Genomic DNA, 25,228 nt, shown 5'->3' on the forward strand with positions numbered 1-25,228 from the left:
GAGGCGATCACCCTGCCCACCGCGCCGGTCAACAGCCCTACCACGCAAGGAGATCCAGTGCTCGACGCCGATTTCTTCCGCCGTTGGATGACGACGACGGCCGCGTCCGTCGAACGCGAGGCGGACCGGCTCACCGCTCTCGACTCGGCCATCGGCGACGCCGACCACGGCAGCAACCTGCAACGCGGGTTCCGGGCCGTGAAGGCCACCCTGGAGAAGGAGGCGCCGGACACGCCGGGTGCCGTCCTGACCCTGGCCGGGCGGCAGTTGATCTCGACGGTCGGCGGCGCCTCCGGGCCTCTGTACGGCACCCTGCTGCGCCGGACCGGGAAGGCGCTCGGTGACGCCGCCGAGGTCGGCGAGCAGGAGCTGGCAGAGGCGTTGCGCGCGGGCGTGGAGGGGGTGATGGCCCTCGGTGGGGCGGCACCCGGTGACAAGACCATGCTGGACGCCCTGGTGCCGGCCGTGGACGCGCTCAGGGACGGCTTCGCCGCGGCACGGGCCGCCGCCGAGGAGGGCGCGGTGGCCACCACCCCGCTGCAGGCCCGCAAGGGCCGGGCGAGCTATCTCGGCGAACGCAGCATCGGTCACCAGGATCCGGGGGCGACCTCGTCGGCGCTGCTGATCGCCGCGCTCGAAGAAGCGGCAGTGGCGGCGGAGGGCTGACCGTGAGCGCCGACAAGCTGGTCGGGATCGTACTGGTGTCGCACAGCGCGGAGGTCGCCGCCTCGGTGGCCGAGCTGGCGAAGGGTCTGGCGGGCGGGGCCACGGCGGTGCCCGTGGCCCCCGCGGGCGGTACGGAGGGCGGGGGGCTCGGCACCAGCGCCGAGCTGATCTCGGCCGCGGCCGCCGCGGTCGACCGGGGGGCCGGGGTGGCACTGCTCACGGACCTCGGCAGCGCCGTGCTGACCGTGAAGGCGCTTCTCGCCGAGGGCGACGAACTGCCGGACGGGGCGCGGCTGGTGGACGCCCCGTTCGTCGAGGGCGCGGTGGCGGCGGTGGTCACCGCGGCCGCGGGTGGCGACCTGGACGCGGTCGTGGCCGCGGCCACGGAGGCCTACGGCTACCGGAAGGTGTGACGCCTCGGGGTGCCCGCCTCGACGGCCCGGGAAGCGTGGCCCCCTCGGGTGCCGTTCCCGTCGACGCGGGCGGCATGGCCCCTCCGGGTCCCGTTCCCGTCGGTGCGGGCGGTGTGCCCCCTCCGGGTGCCGTTCCCATGGGTGCGGCCGGTCATCTGTTCACCAGGAACAGCCTGGCCAGCCGCTGCCCCGCCGCCACCGCCGCCGCATGGTCCTCGATGGGGTGCACACGGGAGTCCTTGAAGACGATGTAGGTGACTCCGGAGGCCACGCCGCCGTCGCTCGGGTCGGGCCGGATGCCGAGGGCCCGCGCGGTGGCGTAGGAGGCCTCGCCGATGATGTCGCGCGGACCGGTGTCGCCGACGACGGCGTACCGCACCTGTCCCCGGTAGACGACCGCGGCGACCGAACCGCCCCGGACGCCGGACGCGTGGGGGTTCCAGATGCGGCTCGGGGGCGGGACGACGATGTAGGGCAGCTTCTCGGCCTTCAGATGGCGGCCGTCCGACTGCTGGAAGGCGGTGGTGGCGGCGAACAGCGGGTCGGTACGGCGATTGCAGCGGGCGGTGGACTGCCCGTCGCAGTCGATGTCCATGTCGGCCTTCCAGTAGACGGCGTCCCGGGTGCCGCACACGGGCACGGTCGCGGGGCCGTCGGCGTCGGTGCGGTACCGGCCGCGGGAGACCTGGGTGCACTCGCCCAGTCCGGCCAGCAGGTCGGCGGCGGCGACAGCGCCCTCGCCGCGGGCCGCTGGCTCTTCCCGGGGCGGGAGGGCGGCGGCCGGGGCGGGCAGCCCCGCCGGCGCGAGCAGGACGGCACCGGCCGCGGCCAGCATCAACGTCGGAACACGCACAGGCACGATGAGGGACCTCTCCTCGGGGACGCGGGAACAACCAGGCCACTGTGGTGCGCGTCGGGTCACCCGGCCATCAGGCCCGCACCGAAGGGGCCGGATGGAGCACGTTTCTGACACCCCATGAGGGGACGCGGTGCCTGGCCGGGACGAGGAGGGGACAACAGGGGCCGGGGATCCGGGCCGCTCTCGGCCCGGATCCCCCGGCCGCCCGCGTCGGCGCGGGTTCGGCGACGACAGCGTGTCCGCGCCACAGGCGTGAACTCCCCTGCCTTCTCGGGTAGTTCAGCCGTAGGGAGGCCCAGCATACGTAAGGCTCCCGGTGGCCACCAACGGGCCCCCTCGCACGGGCACCGGCACCTGCGGGCCGGCCGCCCTCGACGCCGGCCCGCCGGAGCCGTGCACGCAGCCCTCTTGATGAGCCGGCATCGGCCGGGCCATATTGGTCCGGACCTTTGCCGTGATGCCGATGCCGTCCCCGGGGAGGCAGAACCGTGCGACGCGCTCCCCTTCCGCTCGTGCTGGTCTGCGCGGCTCTGCTGCTGGTCGCGTCCTGCGGCTGGGGCCGGGCCGCCGACGGCGACGAGGGCCGGGCACCCGGTGCCCCGACCGGGGTCACCGCGGCTGCGGGCAGCGCCACCAGCGTGCACGTGATGTGGAACGCGGTCCCGGACGGCCCCGGTGTCCGCTCCTACGAGGTATATCGCGGCACCACGAAGGTGAAGGAAGTCCCGGGTTCGCAGCACATGGTGGACGTCACCAGGCTCAGGCCGTCCACCATGTATGCCTTCACCGTCCGGGCCCGGGATACGGACGGGCGTCTCGGTCCGCCGAGCCTGGCGGTCCGGGCGCGGACACCGGCCGCCGCGGCGGCGGACCACTCGGCGCCGACCCGGCCGCCGCAGCCCGCCGGGCGCGCCGTCGGCAGCCGTGCCGCCCAGTTGTCCTGGGGCGCGTCCCGGGACGACCGGGGCGTGGTGTCGTACGAGGTCTACCAGGGCGGGGCGAAGATCCACAGCGTCGGCGGGAACCAGACCGCCACCGTGGTCACCGGGCTGCGCCCCGGCACCGCATACGTCTTCACGGTGCGGGCCCGGGACGCCGCCGACAACCTCTCCCCCGCGAGCGGCCCGGTCCGGCTCACGACCCCGGGCACCGACGACGGCCGGGACACCGCGCCCACCGGCTTCACCGCCACGACCCACCGGGCCGACGGGGCCCACTACATCGATCTGTCCTGGGTTCCGCCGCGCACGGACGGCGTGATCACCGAGTACCAGATCCGCCTGGACGGCGCCGCGGCGACCTCGCTGGTGTGGGGCGGCACCCCGCCGCGCGGCCGGGCCCGCTACAGCTTCTACGCGGGCGAGGTCGCCGGGGAGGAACACCGGGTGCGGCTGCGGGCGCGGCTGCCGGACGGGACATGGGGCGGCTGGTCGGCGGAGCGTACGGTGACCACGGGCGGCTGACGGACGCATCACGTCGGCGTGTCGCCTTGCGCCGGACGAAGGAATCCGTCACCTGTCCGGGTGCCTCCCGGGTGCGGCCGAGCCCGGGACCGCGTTGGCTGCGGTGGAGGCAGCACGGACGTTTCCCGACCCTTGGCGGCGCATGGGACGTACCGCCGACCGTGCCGCCGGAGGCCAGCCCATGCACACCTCGCGACTCCTCCTCCGTTCCGGCCTTACCCTGGCGGCCGCCGCCACGCTCCCGGCCGCGCTCGCCGGGCCGTCCGCCGCGGTCTCGGGCATCTCCGTCAGCACGACCGGGTCCACCGTCTCGGTGGTCACGAGCGCGTGCAGCCAGATCAACGGCGCCTGGGGCACCGCGGCCCTGCTCACCAGCCGTCAGGCGAGCTTCGCCCAGGGCCGGCAGGTCGCCCTGTCGGGCACGACCGTCAGCCAGTCCGCGGCCTGGACCGGGGTGAGCCCGGGGACCTACACCGTGGCCGTGCTCTGCTCCAGCGGGGTCACGGCGGGCAGCCAGTCGGTGATCGTCTCGGCGCCCGCGACGACCCCGAGGGCCCCGACGATCTCGGCGACGTCCACGGCCGCGCCCTCGCGGGGCGTGGCGGGCGGGCTGGGTGGTGCCGTCCGCGACTACGGCCCGCTGACGCTGGGCGTCGGCGCGGCCCTGGTCGGCGCCGGTGTCGTTGCCACGGGCTGGTTCCTGCGCCGCCGCTCGAAGCCGTACCGGCTCTGAGCGGCCGCCGCACCGGCCGCGGGCGGCGGCCGTTCGGCCCCGGCCGTGCCGCCGGCGGCGACACGCCCCTGCCGCCCCGTGCCGTCCCGGCCGGCCCCTCAGCCCCCGGCCGGGTCGCTGCCCGCCGCTTCCCCGTCGGGCAGTTCGGCGAACTCCGTCAGGGCGTGCGTGAGCCACCGGGTCCAGAAGGTCTCCAGATCGATGCCCGCCCGCAGGACCAGATGGCGCAGCCGGTCCTGCGGGGCGTCCCGGCCCGGCGGGAAGTCGCGCTCCTCGATCTCCTGATACTCGGCCAGCTGCCGCCGGTGCAGCTCCAGATGGCGGCGCAGATCGCTCTCCAGGCCCGCGGTGCCGACCACGGCCGCCGCGCGCAGCCGCAGCAGCAGCACGTCCCGCTGGGGCTTGGGATCCTGCCCGGCGGCGGTCCACCGGGCCAGTTCGGCGCGGCCCGCGGGCAGGACCTCGTAGCTCTTCTTCTGCCCACGGGCCGGCTGCTCGGCCGAGAGCGCGCGGATGAAGCCCTCGGCCTCCAGCTTTCCCAGCTCGCGATAGATCTGCTGATGCGTCGCGGACCAGAAGTACCCGATCGACTTGTCGAACCGGCGGGTCAGCTCCAGCCCCGACGACGGCTTTTCCAGCAGGGCGGTGAGGATCGCGTGCGGGAGTGACATGGACTCATCCTAGGGACGCGCGCCCCGGCCCTACAGCGCCGCCGCCAGCTCGGTGCCCTGCTTGATGGCCCGCTTGGCGTCCAGCTCGGCCGCCACGTCGGCGCCGCCGATCAGATGGGCGCTGCGCCCGGCGGCGACCAGCTCCTCGTAGAGGTCGCGGCGCGGCTCCTGGCCGGTGCACAGCACCACGGTGTCGACCTCCAGGACCGTGCTCTCCTCGCCGACGGTGATGTGCAGGCCGGCGTCGTCGATCCGGTCGTAGCGCACCCCGGGGACCATGGTGACGCCCCGGTGCTTCAGCTCGGCGCGGTGGATCCAGCCCGTGGTCTTGCCGAGCCCGGCGCCGACCTTGGTGGTCTTGCGCTGGAGCAGGTGGACGGTGCGCGGCGGGGCCGGCCGCCGCGGGGCTGCGAGGCCGCCCGGCTCCCGGTAGTCCATGTCGACGCCCCAGTGCCGGAAGTAGGTCTCCGGGTCCTCGCTCGCCTTGTCGCCGCCGTCGGTGAGGAACTCGGCGACGTCGAAGCCGATGCCGCCGGCGCCGAGGACGGCGACGCGGTCGCCGACGGGGGCACCGTCGCGCAGGACGTCGAGGTAGCCGAGGACGCGGGGGTGGTCGGCGCCGGGGATGTCGGGGGTGCGCGGGGTGACGCCGGTGGCGACGACGACCTCGTCGTAGTCCGCCAGGTCGCCGGCCCCCACCCAGGTGTCCAGGCGTACGTCCACGCCGTGCGCGTCGAGCTGGTGGCGGAAGTAGCGCAGGGTCTCGTCGAACTCCTGCTTGCCGGGGACCTTGCGGGCGACGTTGAGCTGGCCGCCGATCTCGCTCGCGGCGTCGAACAGGGTGACGGCGTGGCCGCGCTCCGCGGCGGAGACCGCGCAGGCGAGTCCGGCCGGGCCCGCGCCGACGACCGCGACGCGCTTGCGCAGCCGGGTCGGGGAGAGCACCAGCTCGGTCTCGTGGCAGGCGCGCGGGTTGACCAGGCAGGAGGTGATCTGCCCGCTGAAGGTGTGGTCGAGACAGGCCTGGTTGCAGCCGATGCAGGTGTTGATGGCCTCGGGCGTCCCCGCGGCGGCCTTGGCGACGAAGTCGGGGTCGGCGAGCATCGGGCGGGCCATGGAGACCATGTCGGCGTGCCCCTCGGCGAGCAACTGCTCCGCCACCTCGGGGGTGTTGATCCGGTTGGTGGTCACCAGCGGGACGGACACCTCGCCCATGAGCTTGCGGGTGACCCAGGTGTAGGCGCCGCGCGGCACGGAGGTGGCGATGGTGGGGATGCGGGCCTCGTGCCAGCCGATGCCGGTGTTGATGATCGTCGCCCCGGCGGCCTCGACGGCCTTGGCGAGGGTGACGACCTCTTCCAGGGAGGAGCCGCCCGGGACCAGGTCCAGCATGGACAGGCGGTAGACGATGATGAAGTCCTCGCCGACGGCCTCGCGCACCCGCCGGACGATCTCGACCGGGAAGCGCATGCGGTTCTCGTAGGAGCCGCCCCAGCGGTCCTCGCGCCGGTTGGTCTGCGCGGCGATGAACTCGTTGATGAGGTAGCCCTCGGAGCCCATGATCTCGACGCCGTCGTAGCCGGCCTGCCGGGCGAGGCGGGCGGCACGGGCGTAGTCGTCGATGGTCCGCTCGACCTCGGCGTCGGTCAGCTCGCGGGGGACGAAGGGGCTGATCGGGGCCTGCAGCGCGCTCGGGGCTACCAGGCCCTGGTGGTAGGCGTACCGCCCGAAGTGCAGGATCTGCAGGGCGATGCGGCCGCCCTCGCGGTGCACGGCCTCGGTGACGGTCCGGTGCTGCGCGGCCTCCGCCTCGGTGGTGAGCTTGGCGCCGCCCTCGTACGGCCGGCCCTCGTCGTTGGGCGCGATGCCGCCGGTGACGATGAGCCCGACCCCGCCGCGGGCGCGGGCCGCGTAGAACGCCGCCATCCGCTCGAAGCCGTGCTCGGCCTCTTCCAGGCCGACGTGCATCGAGCCCATGAGCACGCGGTTGGGCAGCGTGGTGAAGCCCAGGTCGAGCGGGGTCATCAGGTGCGGGTAACGGCTCATCGGGCCCTCCGTGCGCGGTGTCGTCGCCTCTTGTTGTAGAGGAAGCCCGACGCTTTATGCAACTAGTTGCACAACCGCGCGGGGGTGACTCCAGCCACTCCCTGCCTACTGGTCGGCCACGGCCTGACGCGGTACGCCCCGGCCGGCGGGGAGCCGGCCGGGGCGTACCGCCCTTCCACCGCGCGGTCAGCGGCTGTCCAGGAGGAGGTGCAGATCCCTCTCCTGGTCGCCGGAGGCCGCGCAGGTCTCCTGCACGGTGAACATCGAGTCCAGGGTGGTGCGGAACCGGTTGACGGCCCAGTAGCCGCCCTGGATGTCGGCCTGAACGGACGAGCCGAGGTGGACCGGCGGGCAGCCCTGCCCATGGGCGTCCGCGACGTCGTACGTGCCGAGCCACACCATAGGGCGCGTCGCGTGGAGCTGCTGGGGCTCCTCGTCCGCGCCCCGGTCGGAGGCGAAGCAGGACCCGAGGGCGTCGAAGACGAGGCGGGCATCCTCCTTGGAGCCGCTGATCTCCACCGTGACGGTTTCCGGATGCGACCGCTCCGTGTGTGCCATTGATCGCTCCTTTCGTGGCCGCGCTGCGGTGGAACGGGGTACCCCGCCGAACCGCGTCCATCCTCAGGAAAGCACCACCGGCGGACGAGCACACCTCAGCTGCGGGTGAACTTGTACGTCTTGCTGTCCGTCAGCACGCAGAAGCCGGGCGACACCACGATGACCCGCAGGACGCCCGTGCGCCGGTCGTAGTCGATGCCCTCCGCCTCGAAGCCGCCCGAGCACGAACTGCGCAGCGGCAGCTGGCGCAGGGCCGTGACGTGCCCGGAGACGTTCGCGGAGCCGTTCGGGGCCGCCGAGAGGTCGATCTGGAGCAGCGGCTTGGTGATGCCGAAGAGGCTGCCGTCGGGGTCGTCCGAGGAACACAGCAGGGTCGTGGGGCCGGAGAAGTCGCAGCCCTGGACGTCGCGGACGGCATGGTCGAGGTCGACGGCCGAGGCCTGCGGGAGGTCGGCCGCGGGCGAGGTGCCCGGATGGACCCCGGGGGTCGGGAAGACCAGCAGCCGGGTCATCGTGCCCCATTCCCCCGCGAGCATCCACTGGCCGTCGGGCGAGACGGCGACCCAGGAGTTGTTCAGGGCCTCACCGGGACCGAGCGTGTGGACGTACTCCGACCAGGTACCGCCGGGCGCCTGCACACGGAACATCTTCGCGTTGCCGGAGTCCCGCTGATAGGGCTCGATGTAGTAGCCGTCGTACGAGGCGTCGGGGTCGCCGACGTGGTTCCAGCCGCGGCTGGAGACCCCGAGGGGGATGGTGCCGATGCCGGTGTAGTGGTTGGGGCTGCCGGCCGGCACCTCCACCGAGGTCAGGCCCTGGCTCTCGGTGAGCGGGTCGGCGCGGTCGGAGCCGGTCTCGCTCCACGCGTCGGCCGCCGAGGCGGGCGTGGGTGCGGCGAGGGACACGACGGCGAGGGTGACGAGTCCGGCGAGGACTGCGTGACAACGTTGCCGGGCGGGCGCGGGCATGGCCGACTCCTCGGAGGGGGGCGGGGGCACTCGGTCGGCGGACAGTCTGGCGTGGCGCGATAGTCATGTACAGGCCAATGCAGCAACATGAGCGTGAACTCTCACGGCCCACGGGACCGGCCGGTACGGTCTGCGCGGGAGGACCCCGCACCGGATGCTCCACCCGTGGGGCTTCGGCGGACGTCCGCCGCCGTGTTGAGGGATGGTGGAGGTAGACGGCCAAGGCCTCGGAGAGTCGGTGTGAGCGCGGTAGAACAAGGGGAGTCGGCACGGGGGACGGCGTGCCGTGCGGACGGGCGAAGGCGGTGCGTGGCATGAGTGCAGCCGAGGCTCCGGTGGCCGAGGGCGGCGAGCCCGCGCGCGGACCGGTGCGGCCGGGCGGCCTGCTGGACGTGCTGGGCGTCGCGTCGGTGGTGCTGGACACCGACGGGCGGATCGTGCTGTGGAGCCCGCAGGCGGAGGAGCTGTTCGGATACACCGCGCAGGAGGCCCTGGGCCAGTACGCCGCCCGGCTGATGGTGCACGAGCGGCACATCCAGCTGGTGGGCAGGCTCTTCTCCGACGTCATGCGCACCGGCCAGAGCTGGGCCGGCGGCTTCCCGGTCCGGCACAAGGACGGCAGCACCCGCCTGGTGGAGTTCCGCAACATGCGGCTGCTGGACGACCGCGGCGACGTGTACGCGCTCGGGCTCGCGGCCGACCAGTCGACCGTACGGCGGCTGGAGCAGGACGTGGCGCTGTCCGAGCGCATGGTGAAGCAGTCACCGATCGGATACGGCGTCCTGGACACGCGACTGCGGTTCGTCTCGGTCAACCTGGCGCTGGAGAAGATCAACGGCGTGCCGGTCGCGGAACACGTGGGCCGGACGCTGCGCGAGGCGCTGCCACTGGTGGACGCCGACGCCCTGGAGGCCGCCGCCCGGCGGGTACTGGAGACGGGCGTGCCCGTGATCGACGACACGCTCGTCGGCCGTACCCACGCCGACCCCGACGAGGAGCGCACCTGGTCGCACTCGCTGTACCGGCTCGAGGACGCCATGGGCAACGTGCTCGGGGTGGCGGTCTCACTCGTCGACATCACCGAGCAGTACCGGGCCTCCGTGGAGGCGGAGGCCGCCAGGCGCCGGCTCGCGGTCATCGCCGACGCCTCCGCCCGGATCGGTACGACGCTCGAACTGGAGCGCACCGCCAGCGAGCTGGCCGAGGTCGCCGTACCGGAACTGGCGGACGTGGCGGCCGTGGACCTGCTGGACGCCGTGGTGGAGGGCCGGCCCAGCACGCTCGGCCCCACGGAGCCCGCGGTGATCCGGGCACTCGCCCTGCGCCCGGAGGAGGACACGGAAGCCGTACGGGCCGCCGACCCGCCCGGCCGGATCGCCCGGTACGCGCCCGACCGATTGGTCACCGAGTGCGTGCGTACGGGCGAGGCGGTGCTGGTGCCGCAGGTGAAGGACGACGACCTGCCGCGCATCGCCCGCTCGCCCGACGCGGCCGTGCTGCTGGGCCGGGCGGGCCTGCACTCGTACCTCGCGGTCCCGCTGATCGCGCGCGGCGAGGTGCTGGGGGCGCTCGACCTCAAACGCACCCGCAATCCGGCGCCGTTCGGCGAGGACGACGTGCTGCTGGCGCGGGAACTGGCGGCCCGCGCGGCCGTGCAGATCGACAACGCGCGCTGGTACCAGAACGCCCGCAACACCGCCCTCACCCTGCAGCGCAGCCTGCTGCCCAGTCATCCGCCGGTCACCACCGGACTCGAGGTGGCCTCCCGCTACCAGCCGGCGGGCGCCACCAGCGAGGTCGGCGGCGACTGGTTCGACGTCATCCCGCTGGAGGGCGGGAAGACCGCGCTCGTGGTGGGCGACGTGATGGGCAGCGGCATCAGCGCGGCCGCCACGATGGGCCGGCTGCGTACCGCGACCACCACGCTGGCCGCGCTCGACCTCGACCCGGCCCTGCTGCTGGAGCACCTGGACAAGACGACCTCGGCCCTGGACCACTCCATCGCGACCTGCGTGTACGCCGTCCACGACCCGCATCTGCGCCAGTGCCGGATCGCCAACGCCGGGCACCTGCCGCCGGCCCGGGTCCGGCCCGGCCGCCCGGCCGAGCTGCTCGACCTGCCGACCGGGGTGCCCCTCGGCGTGGGCGGGATCGAGTTCCGCACCGTCACCGTCGACTTCGAGCCCGGCGACGAGCTGGTGTTCTACACCGACGGCCTGGTGGAGACCCGTCGTCACTCGCTGGACGAGCGCCTGGACTTCCTGCTGTCCCTGCTCGACGACCCTCAGCGCCCGCTGGAGGAGGCCTGCGACCTGCTCCTGCGCACGCTGCACCACCCCGACAACCACGACGACGTGGCCCTGCTCATCGCCCGCGCGCAGCAGCTGCCGTAGGGCATCTACTGCCGAACGCCGATCACCACGTGCGCGTACAGCTCCTCCGACACCGCCAGACGGGTCGTCAGACCCGCCTGGGTGAACACCTCCACGGCGGTCGCCGCCTGGTGCTCGCTCGTCTCGCTCAGGAGGCAGCCGCCGGGCGCCAGCCAGCCGGCGGCCCCGGCGGCCACCCTGCGCAGCACGTCGAGGCCGTCCGCGCCGCCGTCCAGGGCGGCCCGCGGCTCATGCTCGCGGGCCTCGGCCGGCAGCAGGGGCACCTCATCGGTGGGGACGTAGGGCACGTTGGCCGTCAGGATGTCGACGCGGCCGCGCAGACCGGCGGGCAGGGCGTCGTACAGGTCGCCCCGGTGGGCTCGGCCGCCGAAGGCGGCGAGATTGCGGCGGGCACAGCGTACGGCGGCGGGGTCGATGTCGGCCGCGTGCACCTCGGCACCGTCCAGGGCAGCGGCCAGGGCCGCGCCGAGTGCGCCGGAACCACAGCACAGGTCCACGACCACCCCCGCCCGCGGCGCCGTGGCCAGCGCCTGGTCGACGAGGAACTCGGTACGGCGGCGGGGAACGAACACCCCGGGTTCCACGGTGATGCGCAGGTCGTGGAACCGGGCCCAGCCGAGAACCTGTTCGAGGGGAAGCCCGGCGACGCGCCGATCCACCATAGAGGTGAGTTCCTCCACGGTCTCGGCGGTCGCGAGCAGCAACTCCGCCTCGTCCTCGGCGAAGACGCACCCGGCGGCGCGCAGCGCGGCCACGACGGCAGCGGGAGAAACGGGGAAGACCGAGGAATCGGCGGGCGGAAAGGACGGAGGGGGCAGGGAGGGCATGGAGGCCGGAAGCCTTTCGGGAGCGCGAGGACCGAGGGCGCTCCCGCGGTGTCACCGCTGCCGGTGTACCGCGCCGTCACGAGGAGAGAGCACCCCAGCTGACACAGCGGTGATGGGTCTCACCTCCTCGCCGTCGGGGCCGCGGGAGTCCGCGACCGGACGGCCAGCATACCCCAACGGCCCCAACGGCCCCAACGGCCCCAACGGCCCCAACAGCCCCAACAGCCCGTCGGCCGCGTGCAGGACGGCATCACGGCACGCCGAGGAGTGTACGAACGTACCTTCAGAGCGTACGATCGTACGCATGGCGTCGGACTACTTCGCGGACGACCCCCGCACCCACCTGGAGCGCATGCTCGCGGGCGACCTCTACATCGCCGACGACCCCGAGATCGCCGGCAGACAGCAGCGCGCCAGGCGGCTCGCCGCGCGCTACCAGGCCGCCTACCTCGAGGACCCCGCCACGGCCCGGCCGGTCCTCGAGGAACTGCTCGGCTCCGCGGGCGAGAACGTCGACGTGCGCCCGCCGCTGTACGTCGACTACGGCAGCAACATCACCATCGGTGCCCGCACCTTCGTCAACTACCATCTGACCGCCCTGGACGTCGCCCGGATCAGCATCGGCGAGGACTGCCAGATCGGCCCCAACGTCCAACTGCTCACCCCCACCCACCCCGTGGAGCCCCGGCCCCGGCGCGACAAGCTGGAGGCCGCCCTGCCCATCACCGTCGGGGACAACGTCTGGCTCGGCGGAGGCGTCATCGTCTGTCCCGGTGTGACCATCGGCGACAACAGCGTCATCGGCGCCGGCTCGGTGGTGACCAGGGACATCCCCGCGAACGTCGTCGCCGTCGGCAACCCCGCCCGGCCGGTCCGCGACCTCTGAGGCACTGAGGCGCGTCACCGATGGCCACCGGACACACCGACCCGCAGCGGCGCGAGCGCATCCTCGCCGCCACCCTCGACCACATCGCCGAAGAAGGCGTCGCGGGTGTCTCCCACCGCAAGATCGCCACGCGGGCCGGTGTCCCGCTCGGCTCGATGACCTATCACTTCACCGGCATCGACGAGCTGCTCCGCGAAGCCTTCACCCGCTTCGCGGACCACATCGTGACCGTCTTCGAGCAGCACCTGGACCGCGCCGCCGGCGCCGACGAGGCGCGCGAGGCCGTCACCGACCTCGTCCACACGCTCTCCGAAGGTCCCCAACGCGACCTGATCCTCACTCAGGAGCTGTACACCCTCGCCGCCCGGCGCCCGGAGTACCGGGAGCTGACCCAGGCGTGGATGCTCCGCAGCCGGCACCTCCTGGAGCGGCACTTCGACCCCGGCACCGCCCGCCAGCTCGACGCGCTCATCGAAGGGCTCACCCTCCACCGAGCCCTCGACGGCGCACCGCACAGCCGGGCACTCACCCGCGAGGCGGTCAGGCGCGTCACCACCCCCGCCCGGCGGCGGCCTGCGCGCGGCCCGTAGGGGCACGGTCAGACGCCGACCGTCTCCTCGACCTCTTCCTCGGCGTCCTCCTCGGCCGCCCGCTCGGCGTCCCGCTCGGGCCTTGCCTCGGTCTCGGTCGCGGGCTCGGGACGGGCGGTGGCCGGCCGGGCCCGACGGGTGCCCTCGTACAGGGCCGCTAGCGCGGTCACGACGAGGCCGGCGAGCAGCCAGACCACGAGGGTCCACGCGTTGCGCGCCAGGCCGTCGTTGTCGAAGTACAGCAGGCTGCGGATGCCCTCGACGAAGCCTGCGCCGTTCCAGAATGCGTGCAGGGTGCCGAAGAAGCCGTTCTGCAGCTCGGGCCGGAACAGGCCGCCGGAGCTGGTGAAGTTCAGCATCACGAACAGCACCATCATGGTCAGCGTGGTCCAGCGCTTGAGGAAGGTGTGCAGGCCGACGCCGACGAAGAGGACGCCCGCCGAGTACAGCCAGGCCATGCCCCACACGCCCGCGAGGTCGTGGTGCGCGAGATGGAACACCGGACCGGCGAGCAGCACGCCGATGCCGCTGACCACGGCGGAGACGCCGAGGGCGAGCAGCGCCCGCACCCGCATCGCGAGGGCGGCACCCGCGGCGCCGAGGGCGGCGACCGAGGCGTAGGAGCCGATGCTGAGCGCGATCAGCAGGAAGAACAGACCCTGGCCGGTGGGGTCGTCGGCGACCGGCGGCGCCACGTCGGTGACCTTCAGCGGGTCGCCCTGCTGCTCGGCGACCGGTGTGAACACCTTCTCGACGGCCATCGCGCCCATGTCGGAGGCGGCGCGGGCCACGAGCAGCTCGGGCGCCTTGGCGCTCGGCACATAGGCGCCGGTCACCTCCCGGGACTCGAGCAGGTCGACGGCCTCGGCGCGGGTGGCGACCGTCCGCACGTCGAGCTTGTCCCCCGCGGTGTCCTTCACCGTCTGTGCGAAGACCTTGGCCTGCGGGGCGGTGCCCACGACGGCGACGGGCAGGTGGTGCGGCTCGGGGGTGACGAAGGCCCCCATGTACGCGAGCCCCATGCCTATGCACATCAGCAGCGGGGTGATCAGGTGCGTGAGCACGTGGCGCAACGCCGGTGACCTCATCGCGCACGACCTCCAATGGTTGGCTTATACAACTTTCAGTTCAAGTTGTACTATACAACTAGAACGCCGGAGGAGGTAATCCCGTGAGTGCAGCGCAGTCGGCCGTCGAGACGATCCAGCGCGAGATGACGATCTTCGCCCGCCGGGCCCGCGCCTCGGCGGGACGCATGCATCCCGAACTGTCGCTGGTGTCGTACACCCTGCTCGGACACCTGGAGGAGCAGGGCGGCTGCCGGGCGACGGACCTGGCGGCCCACTACGCCCTGGACAAGTCCACGGTGAGCCGGCAGGTCGCCGCACTGGAGCGGGCCGGGCTGATCGAGCGGCGGCAGGACCCGGAGGACCACCGGGTCCAGGTGCTGCATCTCACGGAGGCCGGCCAGGAGATCCTCGCCCAGGTCACCCGCAGCCGCCGCACCGCCTTCCAGGAGCGGCTCGCGGACTGGCCGGAGGAGGACCTGGTGCGCTTCGCGGCCTACCTGGAGCGCTACAACGCGGGACCGGCCTCCCCCGACTCGGACTGAGCTTCCGGGACGGCGGGCGGGGGGAGGGTGCGGTCCCCCCCCGCCGGAGGAGCGAGACGCCACCGGCTGCGGCGCACCATCGGAAGCGCGGGTGCGGTGTGGCGCCGGATGTGCAGGTGCCGGGCCCCAGGGGCGTTTCGCATGGTGTGGTCCCGGGCAGCGAGGAACGCCCGGTGGCGGCCCAGCCGGAAACCCAGACAACGGAGCGGCCGGAGCCACTAGAGGAGCGGGGCGCCCCCCCACCGGAGGCCCAGCCCGCGACGCACCACCGGAACCACCGGACGCTCAGGTGCGCTGGACCACCCCAGGCACTCGCCCGGCACCGCACCCGGACTGCCGGGCGCAGCCGGAAGCCGAGGGAAGGGTGCGGCCTGGGCCGGCAGGGGAGCGGGAGATTCTCCGCCGCGGGCCCGGGCTGCGAGAGGGGACCGCGGACGCCGGTGCGGTGCGCCGCCCGAGGCATGCGTTGCGATCCCCCGCCCAAGGCGGTCACGTGGCGGGGTGCCCGGGGTGTGCGACCGCGGTGCGAGGGGCGTTACGGCACCGGTACCGCGGGGCGGCCGTCCGGCAGACGTTCGGGTGCCCGGGCCGCCAGGAACGCCGTGTGGCGGCGCAGCCGGAAGCCGAGGGACTCGTACAGCCGGATGGCGGTGCCGTTCTCGGCGCTCGTGTGCAGGAACGGCGTCTCGCCACGCTCCCGGACGCCGTGGGCGACCGCGAGGATCAGGCGGGTGGCCAGCCCCTCACCGCGGAACGCGGGGTCGGTGCAGACGGCGCTGATCTCGGTCCAGCCCGGCGGGTGCAGCCGCTCCCCCGCCATGGCGATCAGCCGGCCGTCCCGGCGGATGCCGAGGTAGGTGCCGAGTTCGACCGTGCGCTGCAGGAACGGCCCCGGCCGGGTGCGCGCCACGAGGTCCAGCATGTCGGGTACGTCCGCCGGGCCGAGACGGACCGCCTCCGCGTCCGGCGCCGCGGCCAGGCCGTCGTCCACGAACTGCACGCCGGTCATCCGGAAGGTGATCTCCCAGCCCTCCGGCACCTCCCCACGGAAACCGGGCAGCGGAACCTCGGTTCCGGGACCGGCCAGCGCGGCGAGGTCCGCCCAGTCCTGCGCGTCCGGTTCGTCGGGCAGCGCGAGCCATGGGGAGACGTCGACCGGGTAACGCAGCACCCGGCCGCGCCGCTCGGCGAAGTGGGCGTGCGGGCCGGTCAGGGAGGCGAGGGCCGGGTTGTCGAGGACGTGCGGGGCGGCGGCGGCCGGGCCGCGGGCGCCGGAACTGCTCGTGAGGCTCACGCGGCCACCTCGATCACGGTCCTGCGGGCGTTGGCCTTGGGCATCCTCTTCCCTCACTTCTCTCGCGCTGTCACCGGCGCACCGGAGCCGGCACTGAGCGCCAAGGAGGAGCACCGGGCCGGTATTCCCCCTCCCTCGGAGTGTTCATACGGCCGCAACGATCGGGCTGATGACCAGGGACAGAGCACCCGGAACGACAGCGTACGGTTGAAGCATGAACGTCACGCGAGGCTTCACGGGCCGCCCGCGCGTCCACAACCCGGGGCTGCCGCCCGGGCAGTACGACGCGGGCGAGGACTGGCCCGTCCTGTCCGCCGAGGTCACCCCCGACCTCGCGCCCACCGACTGGTCCTTCCGTATCGACGGCCTGGTCGAGCGGCCGCACACCTGGGACTGGGACGCGGCCCACGCGCTGCCGGCGTCGGCGTACGAGGGTGACATCCACTGTGTGACCGGCTGGTCGAAATTCGGCGTGCGGTTCGGCGGCGTCTCGCTGGACGCCTTCTTCGATGTGGTGCGGCCCCATGGCTCCGCCACACATGTCCTCGCCCGCTCCCACACGGGTTACACCACCGACCTGCCGCTCGCCGACCTCACCGGCGGCCGGGCCTGGATCGCCTGGGAGTACGACGGCGCGCCGCTGCCGCCCGAGCACGGCGGCCCGGCGCGGCTGCTGGTACCCCACCTGTACTTCTGGAAGAGCGCCAAGTGGATCGCCGGCCTCACGCTCCTCGACCACGACGAGCCGGGCTTCTGGGAGCAGAACGGCTACCACGCGCGGGGCAACCCCTGGGAGGAGCAGCGGTACTCCGGTGACTGACACGGTGACGACGAACACGGCCTCCACCGCGCCCGGCGTTCCCGGGGCGCGGTTCGCGGTGCCCGGACGCATCGCCGTGAGCCAGCAGGCGGCGGCTCTCTGGCAGACCGCCACGCTGACGGAGATCCGGCGCGAGACGCCGTACGCGGCCACGTTCCGGCTGGCGGTGCCGTACTGGGCGGGGCATCTGCCCGGGCAGCACCTGATGCTGCGGCTGACCGCGCACGACGGTTACGTGGCGCAGCGCCACTACTCCATCGCGTCGGCGCCGGACGAGTCCGGGCACATCGAGCTGACCTTGGACCATGTGCCGGGCGGCGAGGTGTCCGGCTGGTTCCACACGGAGGCCCGGCCCGGTGACACGGTCGAGGTGCGCGGCCCGCTGAGCGGCTTCTTCGCCTGGCCCGGCGACCGGCCCGCGCTGCTGCTCGGCGCCGGCTCCGGGGTGGTGCCGCTGATGTCGATGGTGCGGCACCACCGGGCGCGCGGTCTCACCGTGCCGCTGCGGATGCTGGTGTCCGCGCGCAGCCCCGGGGAGCTGATCTACGCACGGGAACTGGACGCGGAGACGACGCCCGTGTTCACCCGCAGCGCGCCGGCTGGGGTGCCGGTGGGACGTATGACGGCCGCACATGTGGCTCCGCTCCTGGCCGAGCAGCCTCCTGGTGGGTGGGAGGCCTATGTGTGCGGGTCCAACGGCTTCGCCGAGCACGCCTCCCGGCTGCTGGTCGAGGCGGGCCAGCCGGTGGACCGCATCCGCATCGAGCGCTTCGGCTGACCGCTCGGGTCGCGTGCCGGGCCCGGCAGCGCGATCGTGGGGCGCATGGCGCGTTCCGCGCTTCATGTGGGCTTGAACTCGCGGGTCCATCGCATGCGCGAGGTGCGCTGTACGGGGTACGAGAGGGGTGTGGACGCTCGTGTGCGCGAGCGGAGGGGGGACGGGCCGTGGAGCGGCCCGTCCGGCTCTTCGGCTCCGGCGGTGGCGAGGAGGTGCACATGCGTACGCGGGTGCGGGGTTGGCGCTGGCGGCGCAATCCGCTGCGGCGCAGGTCCGACGTCGTGGAGGCCTGGACGGTGCTGGTCGTCGCCGTCCTGCTCTTCGTGGTCGTCCCTCTGGTCGGGATCGCGGCGGGTCTGCACGCCCACGGCGAGGCCCGTACACTCGCCGCGGCCCAGCGGGCCGAACGCCACCGGGTGCGCGCCACGGTGATCGGCGACCCGCCGAAGCGGCGGCCGGTCACCCAGGGCGACCGCGAGCACCCTTACCGCGCCCAGGTCCGCTGGACCGAGCCCGGCAAGGGCGCCCGCACCACGTGGGCCCGGGTACCGGCGGGAACCCGGACCGGCGACGTGGTCTCCGTGTGGCTCGACCGGAGGGGGCGCGGCGTGGCCCCGCCACCGGACGCCGCGGCGGTCTGGCAGCACGCGGTCACCGTCGGCCTGTGCGCGGCGGGCGGTGCCACGGGCGTGGTGGTCCTCGGGCACGCCGTCGCGCGCCGGATCGCGCTCCGCCACCGGCTGGCCGAGTGGGAGCGGGAGTGGGCCCGGACGGGACCGAGGTGGACCCAGCCGAGGGCGTGACGGTGACCCGATCACTGCGCGGTGTCGTTTGATCCAGCCCGCCCCCTCATGCAAGCGCTTACTCAGTCGCTGACCAGCATCGCCGCCACGGAGCAAGGCTGCCAGATCGCCGCAGAACCCTGGTCAGCCATCGGATCACCCACGTACGGTGTGCTGACGCGATCCCCCTTCGCTAAGGCGGTTGTTGATGGCCCTGTTCGACCTTTCCCTCGACGAACTCCGCGCGTACCGCAGCGAGTCGGCCGAGCCCGAGGACTTCGACGCCTTCTGGGGCAAGACGCTCCAGGAGGCGCGCGAGCACGAACTGGACGCCCGCTTCGAGCCGGTGGAGACCGGGCTGTCCACGGTCGAGGTGTACGACGTGACGTTCGCCGGGTTCGGCGGCCACCCCGTCAAGGGCTGGCTGCGGCTGCCGGCCGGCACGACCGAACCGCTGCCGCTGGTCGTGGAGTTCATCGGCTACGGCGGCGGGCGCGGACTGCCGCACGAGAACCTGCTGTGGGCCTCGACGGGCCGTGCGCACTTCATGATGGACACCCGGGGCCAGGGCAGCGCCTGGGGCGCCGGCGGTGGCACGGCGGACCCGGTGGGGGCGGCGCCGGCGTACCCGGGGTTCATGACGCGGGGCATCGACGCACCCGAGAACTACTACTACCGGCGGGTGTTCACGGACGCCGTGCGCGCGGTCGAGGCCGCCCGTTCGCACCCGCTGACCGACGCGGCGCGGACCGTGGCGATCGGCGCGAGCCAGGGCGGCGGCATCACGCTCGCCGTCGGCGGCCTGGTCCCCGACCTGGTCGCCGTCGCGCCGGACGTGCCGTTCCTGTGCGACTTCCCGCGCGCCGCGACCCTGACGGACCGCCACCCCTACCGGGAGATCGGTCTGTTCCTGAAGACGCACCGGGGCCGTTCGGCGGACGTGCTGCGCACACTGTCCTACTTCGACGGGGTGCATTTCGCGGCCCGGGGCCGGGCCCCGGCCCTGTTCTCGGCGGCCCTGGAGGACCAGACCTGCCCCCCGTCGACCGTGTTCGCGGCGTTCAACGCCTGGGCGCGCCAGGACAAGGCGATCGAGGTGTACCACTTCAACGACCACGAGGGCGGCGGCCCCTTCCAGGAGGCCGCGAAGGTGAACTGGCTGCGGTCGTACGCCTGAGGCGAGCGGCACCGGAGGCAGGGGAGGGAACCCGGCGAGCGGTACCGCCGACCCGGCCGCGTCGCGGACTTCCCTCCAGTCCGACCAGTCGGTACGTTCGGGTGGCCCCGGTCGCGGCGCCGCGACCGGGGCTCCCCGGCGACCACGGAGGTGACATGTCCGCGCACGAGACGCAGCAGAGACGACAGCCCCAGGTGCACGGCCACTGCGACGCGCGGTTCGCCGCGGTGCGCGAGGCCTTCGAGGACAACTTCCGCGAGCGGGGCGAACTCGGTGCCGCGGTGGCGGTCACCGTCGACGGGGAGACGGTGGTGGACCTGTGGGGCGGCTGGGCGGACGTGGCCCGCTCCCGGCCCTGGCAGCGGGACACGGTGGTGAACGTGTGGTCGACCACCAAGGGTCCGGTGGCGCTGTGCGCGCACATCCTCGCCGACCGGGGACTGCTCGACCTCGACGCGCCGGTGGCCGGGTACTGGCCGCAATTCACGGCCTTCGGCAAGGAGCGGGTGCTCGTACGGCATCTGCTGTCGCACCGCGCCGGGCTGCCCGGCCTGCGGGAACCGCACTCCCTGGACGACCTGTACGACTGGGAACTGACCACCGCCCGGCTCGCTGCCACCGAGCCCTGGTGGGAGCCGGGCACCCGGTCCGGCTACCACGCGCTGACGTACGGCTTCCTGGTCGGCGAGGTGGTCCGGCGCGTCTCGGGGCTGCGGCCGGGGGCCTTCCTGGAACGCGAGGTGACCGGCCCGCTCGGGATCGACTTCACGATCGGCCTGCCGGCGCGGGAGTCCCACCGGGCGGCCGAGCTGGTGCACGCACCCGCCGCGCCGACCAGTGAACAGGCGGCGGCTTCCGGCCGGTTGGCGCCGGCGGCGCTCGCGGCGCTGGCCAATCCCGTCGTCGGCGCGACGGAGGCGAACTCACCGCGGTGGCGGGCGGCGGAGATCCCCGCCGCGAACGGCCACGGCACCGCTCGGGCCGTCGCGGCGCTGTACGGGGTCTTCGCCGGGCGCGGCTCCCACGCGGGCCGGCGGATCCTGTCGCCGCGGGCGGCGGAGCGGGTGCGCGAGGGCCAGGGCAGCTGCCGCGATCTGGTGCTCGGGGCCGGCTTCGAGGGCGAGACCGAGATCGGGCTCGGCCTGTGGCTGAGCGGCACCCGGGGCTCGTACGGTCCGAATGCGCGGGCTTTCGGTCATGACGGGTTCGGCGGTTCGTGCGGGCTGGCCGACCCCGACGCCGGGGTGTCGCTGGGCTATGTCATGAACCGGATGGGGCCGCGCATCGCCGACGATCCGCGGAAGACGGCACTGGTCGAGGCCCTCTACGGCGCCCTGTGACACGCCGGGCGGCACCCCGGTCGCGCGGGTGGGTTTCGGCCGAACCGGCAGGCGGCTCTTCCCTCGTGGTTTAGACCAATGCTAATTGTGGTCGCGCAATGAGCCCGTACGGCTACGTCTTGTGACCAACAGGAGGGCGCGGCATGGCCCGCACCACCACCCCGCACCAGCCCCCGCAGAGCGACGACCGGCCTCTGTACGCGCGCGTCGCGTGGCAGTTGCTCGAGGCACTACGCGACGGCACCATCCCGCCGGGCGAACGCCTGCCGGGCGAGCGGCACCTGGCCGCGCACTTCGAGGTCAGCCGGGAGACCGTCCGGCAGGCGCTGGAGGTGCTGCGCCGCAGCGGTCTGGTCGCCACCGACCGCAGGGGCAGTCATGCCACGCTGGCAGGACGGCCGGTCGAAGCGCCGGAGTCCCTCACCTTCCCGGTGGGCGCCCGCTCGGCGGACCCCTGTGCGGTCGACCGGGCCACGGTGGTCTGGGAGACGCCCCCGCCGGAGCACGCGCAGGCGCTGGGCCTGGCCCCGCACCGGGCGACGCTGGTGCACCGCTACCGGTCGGTCGCACCGGACGGCCGGTCGCTGCGGACGGCGGTGACCTCGTTCTCCGCGGTGGCGCTGGCCGAGGTCGCGGAGCTGGCCCGCTACCGGGACCGGGCCGACGGCGCCACTCCCGCGCAGCTGCGGCGGGCGTACGACTGGATGCGCAGGGCCGGCCTGACCCTGCACCACCGGGACTCCATCACCCAGGTCGGCGACGCCTCCTCGGTCCGGGTGACCCGGCGGGTGCACGACCAGTACGCCCGCCCGCTGGAGATCACCGACCTGGTGGTGAACGCCGAACGGGACGCCCTGGTCTACGAGTTCACGCTTCCGGCCGCGGGGTGACGCGCCGGGCGACCACCAGGCGGGCCCGCGGAGCGCCGTCGCCGCGGCGCCCGAACGCGGGCAGGGCGGACAGCTCGACGGTGAATCCGGCGCGTCCCAGTTCCCCCAGCACCTCGCCGAGCCGGAAGGCCCGGTAGTACATGACGAACGGCGGCCGCCACAGCGCGTTGCGCACCCGCATCACCGTGTCGAAGCCGAGCAGCATCCAGAAGGCGGGCTGTGCCGGGCGCGGCGGGGCGAGCACGGGGAAGGCGAAACGACCCCCGGGCCGCAGGACCGAGTGGACCTGGCGGAAGAGCACCGGCAGTTCCCGGGGCAGGAAGTGCCCGAACGCCCCGAAGGACACGACGAGATCGAAGGCCGCCGCGAAGGGCAGGGCCCGGGCGTCGCCGCGCACCCAGGCAGGCTCGGGACCCTCGCCCGACCACGTCCGGCGCCGGGCGACACCGAGCATCCCCGCGCTGAAGTCGATCCCGGTGACGCTCCGACGGCACAACCCGGCGAGGACCTCCGCCCCGGCACCCGTACCGCAGCACAGGTCGAGCCCGTCCTCGAACGGGCCGGCCGGGGCGAGGGCCTTCGCCACGGAGTCCAGCACCGCGTCGGGCGTACGGAAGGGAGTGTGGTCGAACTTCGGGGCCAGCAGGTCGTAGCCGTGCTCGACGGACGACAGCGCCTGCACGGCGAGTTCACGCAGCGTGGGACCTCCGGGACCGAACATCACGTCACCCCAGGGCCACGCGCTGCCGCACGATCGCCAGGGCGTGCTCGCACCAGCGCAGGTTCTGCTCCTCGAAGCCGATTCCGGCCATGAGGGTGAGATACGGCCCGACGCGGTCGGAGGTGCGCAGGTACTCCTCCTCGGTGCGTCCGTCGAGGAGGCGGTCGCGCATCCGCCGGTAGCGTTCGAGTTTCCCGCGCACCCAGCCCATGCGCTCCTCGATCAGCGCCCGGGTGACCTCGGGGTCGCCGCCGTCCATCGCCTGGATCTTGATGAGGAGTTCGTCGCGCACGGCGGTGGGCCGCTTCGGTTCTTCGGCCGCGAACGCGCTCAGCTCGGCCCGGCCCGCCTCGGTGAGCGTGAACATCCGCTTGTTGGGCCGGCGTTCCTGCTGCACCGCGCGGGCCTGGACGAGACCGTCCTGCGCGAGGCGCTCCAGCTCCCGGTAGAGCTGCTGCGGAGTGGCGGGCCAGAAGTTCGCGAGCGAGACGTCGAACGACTTCGACAGCTCGTAGCCCGAGGCCTCGCCCTCCAGCAGGGCGGCCAGGACGGCGTACTTGAGCGACATGTGGACAGGCTAGCAGCCGTTGATTAATCTCATCCGCACCTATTCAAGAAATTGACTATGCGAGGTGATCCGATGCGCGCGTTCCGCGAGGCGGTCGAGGCCCGGGACCTGGAGGCCGTCGAGGCGCTGCTGGCCGAGGACGTGGTGTTCACCAGCCCGGTCGTCTTCAAGCCGTACCCGGGCAAGGCGATCACCGCGGCGATCCTGCGCGCGGTCATCGAGGTCTTCGAGGACTTCCGCTACGTCCGTGAGATCGGCGACCCGGCCGGGTCGGACAGCGCGCTGGTCTTCACCGCCCGGGTGGGCGACCGCCGGCTGACCGGCTGCGACTTCCTGCACGTGAACGACGACGGCCTGATCGACGACTTCATGGTCATGGTCCGTCCGCTGTCGGGCGCCCAGGCCCTGGCCGAGGCCATGGGCGCGCGGTTCGAGCAGATCGTGAAGGAGGCGGAGGCACGCTCCGCCTGAGCGGCGCGCCCGAGGCCCTCGCGTCGGTCGCGCCGGCCGGGCGTCAGTCCTTGAGCTGTCCCAGGGTGGCCTTGGCGTCCGTCTTCAGCCACTCCGACACATCGGCGAGCGCGGGCGGGTCCTTGTCCTTGTCGTACGAGCTGAGGTAGGCGCTGTAGCTCATCGTGTACGTCACCCAGCCGTCGCGGACGGCGAGCGTGGCGTACCGGGAGCCGCTGGAGGAGCCGCCGGTGGTGTCCTGGCTGACCAGGTAGGCCTCGTCGCCGATGCCCTTGACCGGGTCGACGTCGTAGTCCTTGTGGCTGTCACCGTAGTTCTTCCAGGTGGCGGTGAACTCGGGCCCGGGGTCGGTCTCCTTGTGCAGGTCCAGCTGCATGGAGAGGTAGGCGTCGGCATACGTGGAGCCGGACTTCTTCAGGCTCAGGCTGCAGTAACTCTCGTCCAGGGCCTCGTCCTTGAGCGCGGTCCGGGTCGGCGAGGAGTCGTCCTGGGTGTATTCGTCCTTGAAGGACGAGTAGTCGGCGCTGGAGCACATGTTGCCGGGCGCCGAGTAGCCGCGCAGGTCCGCACTGTCGCCGTTGCCGCCGAGCAGAAAGACACCGCCCGCCCACGCGGCGGACGCGACGACCGCGCCGACGACGGCCCACAGCACCGCTTTCCCGGCCCCGCCACCTCCGCCGCCACCGGCCGGAGGGGCGGGCACGGGGCCGAACTGCGGCGCCTGGGCATAGGGGTTGCCCGGCTGCGGCTGCCCAGGCTGCGGTTGGCCCGGCTGAGGCTGGGCAGCGGGCTGGCCGATCAGGGTGGGCTGTGCGTAGAAGTTCCCCGGTGGGGGCGACTGCGGGTTCGGGTAAGGGTAGGCCGTCGGCTGCGGCGGGACGGCCGGCTGCTGCGCGGGCGGCTGGTCGGCCGGCTGCGGGGGCTGTGGTGGCGTGGACATGTCCTGAACATAAGGGACGGTTACCGGTCAAGTCCTCCGAGGTCGGGGATCGTTATGCTCTGGGGACATCTGGTGCGGTTCCCTGACACGGCGGTCGGTGACCGGATCGGCGCCCGGGAGGTGCGAGCCGGACCGGCAGGCCGCGCACGCTGTTGCCGACGAAACCGGCGTGCGGCGCCAGATCGCCTGCCGGTACGGCGAGTTGGAGCGCGGGGAAGCGGGTGAACAGCCGCTCCCTCGCGACCGTGGCCTCCAGCCGGGCCGGCGGGGCACCCAGGCAGTGGTGGGCGCCGTGCCCGAGGGAGAGGTGGCGTACCGCGTCGGTACGGGACGGACGGATGACATCGAAGAGGTCGGCGTCGGGGCCGGGGTGGGCGCACAGGACGCGGACGGCGTTCGTGATCAGGTTGAGCGTGGTCACCGATGACGTCCATCGGCAGCCGCGGGGCGAAGCGCCGCCGCAGTCGGCGACTCCGCCGCCCGCGACGGCGGCTCGCTCCAGGCCGTCGAGCAGGCAGGCGGTCAACTGCTCCGTGCGCGGCCGCAGTTCTCCGACGCGTCGAGGCGTGAAGGCGCCGCCGACCAGCGACCGCAGCCGCCGGTGACCGTCACCGTCGGCGGTGGTCATGCCCTGCAGGTCGGAGGCTCTGGCGTGGCGCACGCTCGGGGTACTCATGCGCGGCCCGAAGGGCACATCAGCCCCCAGCGTCGTCTCCCGGTGCGGTACGCTCTCGCGGCCCACGGCCGGCGACGGCGTCCGCG

The 25,228-nt window shown here is 73.4% G+C and carries 27 protein-coding genes; 15 read left to right on the forward strand and 12 right to left on the reverse strand.

All coding sequences use genetic code 11. The features are described 5' to 3' along the window. The first annotated feature begins 57 nt into the window (after positions 1-57). Together dhaL and ACZ5CW_RS05705 are read left to right on the forward strand one after the other, a co-directional pair. On the forward strand, positions 58-666 hold the full coding sequence (gene dhaL / locus ACZ5CW_RS05700) for a dihydroxyacetone kinase subunit DhaL (RefSeq protein WP_468598687.1): 609 nt from the start codon (positions 58-60) through the stop codon (positions 664-666). Between the two features lie 2 nt (positions 667-668). Continuing rightward, a complete protein-coding gene (locus tag ACZ5CW_RS05705; RefSeq protein ID WP_468598689.1) occupies positions 669-1,079 on the forward strand; it encodes a PTS-dependent dihydroxyacetone kinase phosphotransferase subunit DhaM in 411 nt (136 codons plus the stop codon). A 151-nt stretch (positions 1,080-1,230) separates the two neighbouring features. Here ACZ5CW_RS05705 and ACZ5CW_RS05710 read toward each other — a convergent pair whose 3' ends face one another. Continuing rightward, positions 1,231-1,932, reverse strand: coding sequence for a glycoside hydrolase family 75 protein (locus tag ACZ5CW_RS05710; RefSeq protein WP_468599045.1), 702 nt, complete (start codon positions 1,930-1,932; stop codon positions 1,231-1,233). Between the two features lie 494 nt (positions 1,933-2,426). Here ACZ5CW_RS05710 and ACZ5CW_RS05715 point away from each other — a divergent pair, with 494 nt between their 5' ends. Further along, the gene (locus tag ACZ5CW_RS05715; RefSeq protein ID WP_468598691.1) at positions 2,427-3,401 is read left to right on the forward strand and encodes a fibronectin type III domain-containing protein; all 975 of its coding nucleotides are present in this window, start codon (positions 2,427-2,429) and stop codon (positions 3,399-3,401) included. Between the two features lie 181 nt (positions 3,402-3,582). Next, the gene (locus ACZ5CW_RS05720) at positions 3,583-4,134 is read left to right on the forward strand and encodes a hypothetical protein (protein ID WP_468599047.1); all 552 of its coding nucleotides are present in this window, start codon (positions 3,583-3,585) and stop codon (positions 4,132-4,134) included. A 98-nt stretch (positions 4,135-4,232) separates the two neighbouring features. Here ACZ5CW_RS05720 and ACZ5CW_RS05725 read toward each other — a convergent pair whose 3' ends face one another. The 4 genes from ACZ5CW_RS05725 to ACZ5CW_RS05740 all read right to left on the reverse strand — a co-directional run bounded on the left by ACZ5CW_RS05725 (position 4,233) and on the right by ACZ5CW_RS05740 (position 8,377). Further along, positions 4,233-4,805: a PadR family transcriptional regulator gene (locus tag ACZ5CW_RS05725; RefSeq protein WP_468598693.1), complete on the reverse strand. Its 573-nt coding sequence runs from the start codon at positions 4,803-4,805 to the stop codon at positions 4,233-4,235. Between the two features lie 30 nt (positions 4,806-4,835). Then, a complete protein-coding gene (locus ACZ5CW_RS05730) occupies positions 4,836-6,851 on the reverse strand; it encodes an oxidoreductase (protein ID WP_468598695.1) in 2,016 nt (671 codons plus the stop codon). 186 nt (positions 6,852-7,037) lie between these two features. After that, complete coding sequence (locus ACZ5CW_RS05735) at positions 7,038-7,409, reverse strand: hypothetical protein (protein ID WP_468598697.1); 372 nt, start codon at positions 7,407-7,409, stop codon at positions 7,038-7,040. Between the two features lie 95 nt (positions 7,410-7,504). After that, positions 7,505-8,377 (reverse strand): hypothetical protein, encoded by an 873-nt coding sequence (locus ACZ5CW_RS05740; RefSeq protein ID WP_468598699.1) that lies wholly within the window; start codon positions 8,375-8,377, stop codon positions 7,505-7,507. A 314-nt stretch (positions 8,378-8,691) separates the two neighbouring features. Between ACZ5CW_RS05740 and ACZ5CW_RS05745 the strand changes: the two genes are divergently transcribed. Further along, the gene (locus ACZ5CW_RS05745; RefSeq protein WP_468598701.1) at positions 8,692-10,770 is read left to right on the forward strand and encodes a SpoIIE family protein phosphatase; all 2,079 of its coding nucleotides are present in this window, start codon (positions 8,692-8,694) and stop codon (positions 10,768-10,770) included. Between the two features lie 5 nt (positions 10,771-10,775). Here the strand turns inward: ACZ5CW_RS05745 and ACZ5CW_RS05750 are convergent, their stop codons facing one another. Beyond that, positions 10,776-11,597: a putative protein N(5)-glutamine methyltransferase gene (locus tag ACZ5CW_RS05750; RefSeq protein WP_468598702.1), complete on the reverse strand. Its 822-nt coding sequence runs from the start codon at positions 11,595-11,597 to the stop codon at positions 10,776-10,778. 304 nt (positions 11,598-11,901) lie between these two features. On the opposite strand from ACZ5CW_RS05750, the gene ACZ5CW_RS05755 reads away from it, so the two are divergent. Both ACZ5CW_RS05755 and ACZ5CW_RS05760 read left to right on the forward strand, forming a co-directional pair. Next, positions 11,902-12,483 (forward strand): sugar O-acetyltransferase, encoded by a 582-nt coding sequence (locus ACZ5CW_RS05755; RefSeq protein WP_468598703.1) that lies wholly within the window; start codon positions 11,902-11,904, stop codon positions 12,481-12,483. Positions 12,484-12,503: 20 nt separating this feature from the next. Beyond that, positions 12,504-13,073, forward strand: coding sequence for a TetR/AcrR family transcriptional regulator (locus ACZ5CW_RS05760; RefSeq protein WP_468598705.1), 570 nt, complete (start codon positions 12,504-12,506; stop codon positions 13,071-13,073). 8 nt (positions 13,074-13,081) lie between these two features. Here the strand turns inward: ACZ5CW_RS05760 and ACZ5CW_RS05765 are convergent, their stop codons facing one another. Continuing rightward, a complete protein-coding gene (locus ACZ5CW_RS05765) occupies positions 13,082-14,161 on the reverse strand; it encodes an ABC-2 transporter permease (RefSeq protein WP_468598706.1) in 1,080 nt (359 codons plus the stop codon). Between the two features lie 125 nt (positions 14,162-14,286). On the opposite strand from ACZ5CW_RS05765, the gene ACZ5CW_RS05770 reads away from it, so the two are divergent. Next, the gene (locus ACZ5CW_RS05770) at positions 14,287-14,685 is read left to right on the forward strand and encodes a MarR family winged helix-turn-helix transcriptional regulator (RefSeq protein ID WP_468599049.1); all 399 of its coding nucleotides are present in this window, start codon (positions 14,287-14,289) and stop codon (positions 14,683-14,685) included. 535 nt (positions 14,686-15,220) lie between these two features. On the opposite strand, the gene ACZ5CW_RS05775 is transcribed toward ACZ5CW_RS05770, so the two are convergent. Next, positions 15,221-15,979 (reverse strand): GNAT family N-acetyltransferase, encoded by a 759-nt coding sequence (locus ACZ5CW_RS05775; protein ID WP_468598708.1) that lies wholly within the window; start codon positions 15,977-15,979, stop codon positions 15,221-15,223. Positions 15,980-16,193: 214 nt separating this feature from the next. On the opposite strand from ACZ5CW_RS05775, the gene ACZ5CW_RS05780 reads away from it, so the two are divergent. The 6 genes from ACZ5CW_RS05780 (at position 16,194) to ACZ5CW_RS05805 (ending at position 21,766) form a co-directional block, all read left to right on the forward strand. Further along, complete coding sequence (locus tag ACZ5CW_RS05780; RefSeq protein ID WP_468598709.1) at positions 16,194-16,799, forward strand: sulfite oxidase-like oxidoreductase; 606 nt, start codon at positions 16,194-16,196, stop codon at positions 16,797-16,799. After that, positions 16,792-17,577, forward strand: a complete 786-nt coding sequence (locus tag ACZ5CW_RS05785) for a ferredoxin reductase (protein WP_468598711.1) — start codon at positions 16,792-16,794, stop codon at positions 17,575-17,577. The genes ACZ5CW_RS05780 and ACZ5CW_RS05785 overlap by 8 nt, the downstream gene beginning before the upstream one ends. Before the next feature lie 218 nt (positions 17,578-17,795). Further along, on the forward strand, positions 17,796-18,380 hold the full coding sequence (locus ACZ5CW_RS05790; RefSeq protein WP_468599051.1) for an Rv1733c family protein: 585 nt from the start codon (positions 17,796-17,798) through the stop codon (positions 18,378-18,380). A 187-nt stretch (positions 18,381-18,567) separates the two neighbouring features. Continuing rightward, positions 18,568-19,536 (forward strand): acetylxylan esterase, encoded by a 969-nt coding sequence (locus ACZ5CW_RS05795; protein ID WP_468598713.1) that lies wholly within the window; start codon positions 18,568-18,570, stop codon positions 19,534-19,536. Between the two features lie 155 nt (positions 19,537-19,691). Beyond that, positions 19,692-20,876: a serine hydrolase domain-containing protein gene (locus ACZ5CW_RS05800; RefSeq protein ID WP_468598714.1), complete on the forward strand. Its 1,185-nt coding sequence runs from the start codon at positions 19,692-19,694 to the stop codon at positions 20,874-20,876. A gap of 143 nt (positions 20,877-21,019) precedes the next feature. After that, complete coding sequence (locus ACZ5CW_RS05805) at positions 21,020-21,766, forward strand: GntR family transcriptional regulator (RefSeq protein WP_468598715.1); 747 nt, start codon at positions 21,020-21,022, stop codon at positions 21,764-21,766. Here ACZ5CW_RS05805 and ACZ5CW_RS05810 read toward each other — a convergent pair. Beyond that, positions 21,744-22,487: a class I SAM-dependent methyltransferase gene (locus tag ACZ5CW_RS05810; RefSeq protein ID WP_468598716.1), complete on the reverse strand. Its 744-nt coding sequence runs from the start codon at positions 22,485-22,487 to the stop codon at positions 21,744-21,746. The two genes, ACZ5CW_RS05805 and ACZ5CW_RS05810, sit on opposite strands and share 23 nt — an antisense overlap. A gap of 4 nt (positions 22,488-22,491) precedes the next feature. Beyond that, positions 22,492-23,055 (reverse strand): PadR family transcriptional regulator, encoded by a 564-nt coding sequence (locus ACZ5CW_RS05815; RefSeq protein ID WP_468598718.1) that lies wholly within the window; start codon positions 23,053-23,055, stop codon positions 22,492-22,494. 72 nt (positions 23,056-23,127) lie between these two features. Between ACZ5CW_RS05815 and ACZ5CW_RS05820 the strand changes: the two genes are divergently transcribed. Next, positions 23,128-23,526, forward strand: a complete 399-nt coding sequence (locus ACZ5CW_RS05820) for a nuclear transport factor 2 family protein (protein ID WP_468598720.1) — start codon at positions 23,128-23,130, stop codon at positions 23,524-23,526. A 43-nt stretch (positions 23,527-23,569) separates the two neighbouring features. On the opposite strand, the gene ACZ5CW_RS05825 is transcribed toward ACZ5CW_RS05820, so the two are convergent. Together ACZ5CW_RS05825 and ACZ5CW_RS05830 are read right to left on the reverse strand one after the other, a co-directional pair. Continuing rightward, positions 23,570-24,466, reverse strand: coding sequence for a hypothetical protein (locus ACZ5CW_RS05825; protein WP_468598721.1), 897 nt, complete (start codon positions 24,464-24,466; stop codon positions 23,570-23,572). 52 nt (positions 24,467-24,518) lie between these two features. Beyond that, complete coding sequence (locus ACZ5CW_RS05830; protein WP_468598722.1) at positions 24,519-25,127, reverse strand: cytochrome P450 family protein; 609 nt, start codon at positions 25,125-25,127, stop codon at positions 24,519-24,521. Positions 25,128-25,228 lie beyond the last annotated feature (101 nt).

It is taken from the genome of Streptomyces sp. NPDC031379, assembly GCF_055569615.1.

What these genes read in the sequence shown, in the direction of transcription:
- ACZ5CW_RS05720 (WP_468599047.1), top strand. Translation starts at nt 3,583, where the DNA reads ATGCACACCTCGCGACTCCTCCTCCGTTCCGGCCTTACCCTGGCGGCC.
- ACZ5CW_RS05725 (WP_468598693.1), bottom strand. Translation starts at nt 4,805, where the DNA reads ATGTCACTCCCGCACGCGATCCTCACCGCCCTGCTGGAAAAGCCGTCG.
- ACZ5CW_RS05730 (WP_468598695.1), bottom strand. Translation starts at nt 6,851, where the DNA reads ATGAGCCGTTACCCGCACCTGATGACCCCGCTCGACCTGGGCTTCACC.
- ACZ5CW_RS05735 (WP_468598697.1), bottom strand. Translation starts at nt 7,409, where the DNA reads ATGGCACACACGGAGCGGTCGCATCCGGAAACCGTCACGGTGGAGATC.
- ACZ5CW_RS05740 (WP_468598699.1), bottom strand. Translation starts at nt 8,377, where the DNA reads ATGCCCGCGCCCGCCCGGCAACGTTGTCACGCAGTCCTCGCCGGACTC.
- ACZ5CW_RS05745 (WP_468598701.1), top strand. Translation starts at nt 8,692, where the DNA reads ATGAGTGCAGCCGAGGCTCCGGTGGCCGAGGGCGGCGAGCCCGCGCGC.
- ACZ5CW_RS05750 (WP_468598702.1), bottom strand. Translation starts at nt 11,597, where the DNA reads ATGCCCTCCCTGCCCCCTCCGTCCTTTCCGCCCGCCGATTCCTCGGTC.
- ACZ5CW_RS05755 (WP_468598703.1), top strand. Translation starts at nt 11,902, where the DNA reads ATGGCGTCGGACTACTTCGCGGACGACCCCCGCACCCACCTGGAGCGC.
- ACZ5CW_RS05760 (WP_468598705.1), top strand. Translation starts at nt 12,504, where the DNA reads ATGGCCACCGGACACACCGACCCGCAGCGGCGCGAGCGCATCCTCGCC.
- ACZ5CW_RS05765 (WP_468598706.1), bottom strand. Translation starts at nt 14,161, where the DNA reads ATGAGGTCACCGGCGTTGCGCCACGTGCTCACGCACCTGATCACCCCG.
- ACZ5CW_RS05770 (WP_468599049.1), top strand. Translation starts at nt 14,287, where the DNA reads ATGACGATCTTCGCCCGCCGGGCCCGCGCCTCGGCGGGACGCATGCAT.
- ACZ5CW_RS05780 (WP_468598709.1), top strand. Translation starts at nt 16,194, where the DNA reads ATGAACGTCACGCGAGGCTTCACGGGCCGCCCGCGCGTCCACAACCCG.
- ACZ5CW_RS05790 (WP_468599051.1), top strand. Translation starts at nt 17,796, where the DNA reads ATGCGTACGCGGGTGCGGGGTTGGCGCTGGCGGCGCAATCCGCTGCGG.
- ACZ5CW_RS05795 (WP_468598713.1), top strand. Translation starts at nt 18,568, where the DNA reads ATGGCCCTGTTCGACCTTTCCCTCGACGAACTCCGCGCGTACCGCAGC.
- ACZ5CW_RS05800 (WP_468598714.1), top strand. Translation starts at nt 19,692, where the DNA reads ATGTCCGCGCACGAGACGCAGCAGAGACGACAGCCCCAGGTGCACGGC.
- ACZ5CW_RS05805 (WP_468598715.1), top strand. Translation starts at nt 21,020, where the DNA reads ATGGCCCGCACCACCACCCCGCACCAGCCCCCGCAGAGCGACGACCGG.
- ACZ5CW_RS05810 (WP_468598716.1), bottom strand. Translation starts at nt 22,487, where the DNA reads ATGTTCGGTCCCGGAGGTCCCACGCTGCGTGAACTCGCCGTGCAGGCG.
- ACZ5CW_RS05815 (WP_468598718.1), bottom strand. Translation starts at nt 23,055, where the DNA reads ATGTCGCTCAAGTACGCCGTCCTGGCCGCCCTGCTGGAGGGCGAGGCC.
- ACZ5CW_RS05820 (WP_468598720.1), top strand. Translation starts at nt 23,128, where the DNA reads ATGCGCGCGTTCCGCGAGGCGGTCGAGGCCCGGGACCTGGAGGCCGTC.
- ACZ5CW_RS05825 (WP_468598721.1), bottom strand. Translation starts at nt 24,466, where the DNA reads ATGTCCACGCCACCACAGCCCCCGCAGCCGGCCGACCAGCCGCCCGCG.